At 75.3% G+C, this 360-nt stretch carries 1 protein-coding gene; it reads left to right on the top strand.

Features of this window, described 5'->3' with window-relative positions; genetic code table 11:
• On the top strand, positions 1–360 hold a 360-nt coding region (locus tag AC1DIW_RS21930), incomplete at both ends, for an NAD(P)/FAD-dependent oxidoreductase (protein WP_478110939.1).

Below are 360 nucleotides of genomic sequence, written 5' to 3'. Positions count from 1 at the left end.
GTCACCGGCGACACCCGCGAGCTCGCGATCACCGGTCTCTTCGTCGCGATCGGCCACGACCCCCGCAACGAGCTCGTCACGGGCGTCGTCGAGACCGACGACGCGGGCTACGTGCTCGTCGACGGCCGCTCCACGCGTACCAACCTGCCCGGCGTCTTCGCCTGCGGCGACCTCGTCGACCACACCTACCGCCAGGCCATCACCGCGGCCGGCTCCGGCTGCGCCGCCGCCCTCGACGCCGAGCACTACCTCGCCGCCCTCGAGGACACCGCCACCCCCGCCGAGGCCGCTGCCGAGGCCGCCCTCATCGACGAGACCGACTCCGGCGCGATCCCCGACCCCCGCGCCACCGTCGGCGCC

It is taken from the genome of Terrabacter sp. 01T434, from assembly GCF_056398545.1.
Note: the sequence above shows the minus strand (reverse complement) of the source record. Positions and strands in the feature narration are given on the sequence as shown.